Below are 2,328 nucleotides of genomic sequence, written 5' to 3'. Positions count from 1 at the left end.
TGTAAGCCCGAAATATAAAAAACAGCGCACCTTTCGGTACGCACGACGAATAGCCAACTATCCTTTAATTTTTTCGGATGGTTAGCTATTTTGCACATGTACCCTGGATATTTTTTGACCAAGGCATGTAGTTATGTAAAAGCTCTGGCTGCTGGTGAATCGGTAAAGTTGGCAGCTCTGTCATCAGCTTCACTAAATATTGATAAAAGTCGATGCCGTTTGCTTTTGCTGTTTCTGCCAAACTTAAACAAATTGCATTCGCATTTGCACCCGCTTCACTCACAGAGAAAAGCCAATTCTTGCGACCAATCACATTAGGACGAATTGCATTTTCAGCCGGATTATTATCGATTTCTAAATGACCATTATCAAGAAATGCTTTTAGCCCCGTTGCTCGACTCAACGTATATTCAGCTGCTTTTGCTAGGGCATTTTTACCGAAGAAAGGTGAGCTATCAATCCAAGCGAAAAATTCATCTACGATTGGTTTAGATTCTTGTTGTCTCACTTCTAAGCGTTCTTCAGGTGAAAGGGGTTTAATTTTCCGCTCGATATGAAACAGTTGATCACAGTAATCGACGCCAATTTGGCCATTTTTGCTATCGGCTTTCAGCCAATAACGTCGAACGTGAGCCCAGCAGTTAGCGAACTCAATATTAGGTAAATGACCATAAGCAGAGTAACCATCACAAATCACAGTTCCTTTAAAGCCAGATATCAAATCTTCCAATACAGCTCGGCTTCTTGATAGGGCGCTTTTGAAAAGTACAATGATAGGTCCTTGGCTTGGCACGCTACGACAGACCCAGTTATATGCGTTCGATTGACCGGATTTCCCATCAGAACGTTTGATGATTTGTGCATAGGTTTCATCTACGTGTAGAACAGATTTCTCCATTAATACATTTTTCATCTGCTTATATACTGGTAAAAGCCAGTCCTCTGCAGCACGAATTACCCAGTTCGATAAGTTCTTATCATTTGTAAGCAGGCCATATCGTTCCCACTCCTTTACCTGACGGTAAAGAGGCAAGTACTGGATAAACTTATCGTAGATGAGCTTTGCTAAAATAGTGGGTCCGGCAATGCTTCGCTGAATGGTAGCTTGAGGTGCCTTGCCACGCTTAATTTGAGCTTTTTGAGTGACATCTTTTTTGCACACCTTGCACTCATACGCATGCTCAATATGTTGTACACGCTTCATTGTAGCTGGAATGAATTTAGCTTCTTCACGTACGACGGTTGAACCGACCTCTGCCATTTCACCACTGCAACAGTCACATTGTGTATTAGAAGGATAATGATGAATTTCTTCTACTTCAATCCCATCACGAAACGAATCATTTCGCTTTTTATTTGTTTTTTTACGGATAACGGTATAGCTAACGGTCCCCGTGCTTTGTTTTTCTGTCTGCTCAGAATCGCTAAAAGACGGATCGTCTTCAAATAAAGAAACTTGACCGTCTGGTGCTTGATACTTTGACTTCTCTGATTTAGAGCCGTATAAAGCTTTCGTTAGTTGGCGTACTTGTTCAGTTAATGCTTCTATTTGTCGATTTGACTGAGCCAGTTGTTGCTCAAGTAATCTAATAATACGTTCATTTTGTTCTTCTTGCTTCTGATTAACATTCGTCAAATCGTTCACCACATTTCCGTTCAGTTTCATCTATGGATGATTATACCATTCGGAATAAGTCTTTTAAAAGACACCTTTTACAGATTTTGAAATCGCCTTTGGCTGTTGCAGAGATAACCCTTCTAATAACCAGCGAAGCTCCTGCTGCGAAAGATTTCGTACTTCATTTTCGTCTTTCGGCCATTGTAATTTACCGTTATCTAATCGTTTATAAAGCATGGCGAAGCCATCTCCATCGAAATATAAACATTTATAGCGGTCTTTACTCCAACCGGAAAAAAGAAAGATGGAATCACCATATGGATCTAGTTCGAAAGTATCTTGAATGAGTGTTGCGAGACCATCAATGCCTTTACGCATATCTGTTTTGCCGCAAATGATGTAGATGTTTTGCACGCTAGTATAATCATGTTTCATCGATTGTTCAGCTCCTTCATAATCGTTTGAATGATGCGCTCATCTACGCCATTGAAGAAGGTAATTTCAGTTGTAGCTGTTTTAATCACACAACTTGGGCTATCGAGAAACTTTGGGGAGTCATTAGATGACGTTTCATTCGGAAGAGGATCTAGTTTGACAGGAACAATCATTAATTTATTTGTTGGCATAAGACTGGCACCTCCTTTATTTGATACGTCTATCGTACCGGAGGTGCCAGGTGTTTTATATGCGTTATTTGATTACGGGCTTAC

3 protein-coding genes are annotated in these 2,328 nt (G+C 40.2%); all 3 read right to left on the bottom strand.

From position 1 onward, the window contains the following. Positions 1–85 precede the first annotated feature (85 nt). The 3 genes from tnpC to CD30_RS18860 all read right to left on the bottom strand — a co-directional run bounded on the left by tnpC (position 86) and on the right by CD30_RS18860 (position 2,244). Positions 86–1,636 carry an IS66 family transposase gene (tnpC, locus tag CD30_RS18870; protein ID WP_036180677.1) on the bottom strand — a complete coding sequence of 517 codons (1,551 nt, stop codon included), beginning with the start codon at positions 1,634–1,636 and terminating at the stop codon, positions 86–88. A gap of 63 nt (positions 1,637–1,699) precedes the next feature. Further along, on the bottom strand, positions 1,700–2,032 hold the full coding sequence (gene tnpB / locus CD30_RS18865) for an IS66 family insertion sequence element accessory protein TnpB (protein WP_211254639.1): 333 nt from the start codon (positions 2,030–2,032) through the stop codon (positions 1,700–1,702). 17 nt (positions 2,033–2,049) lie between these two features. After that, positions 2,050–2,244, bottom strand: coding sequence for a hypothetical protein (locus CD30_RS18860; protein ID WP_036180671.1), 195 nt, complete (start codon positions 2,242–2,244; stop codon positions 2,050–2,052). Between the last annotated feature and the right edge of the window lie 84 nt (positions 2,245–2,328).

The organism is Ureibacillus massiliensis 4400831 = CIP 108448 = CCUG 49529 (genome assembly GCF_000772965.1).
In the GTDB taxonomy this organism is placed as follows: Bacteria; Bacillota; Bacilli; order Bacillales_A; family Planococcaceae; genus Ureibacillus; species Ureibacillus massiliensis.
Note: the sequence above shows the minus strand (reverse complement) of the source record. Positions and strands in the feature narration are given on the sequence as shown.

Coding starts and splice junctions, on each gene's coding strand:
- CD30_RS18860 (WP_036180671.1), bottom strand. CDS start 2,244: ATGCCAACAAATAAATTAATGATTGTTCCTGTCAAACTAGATCCTCTT.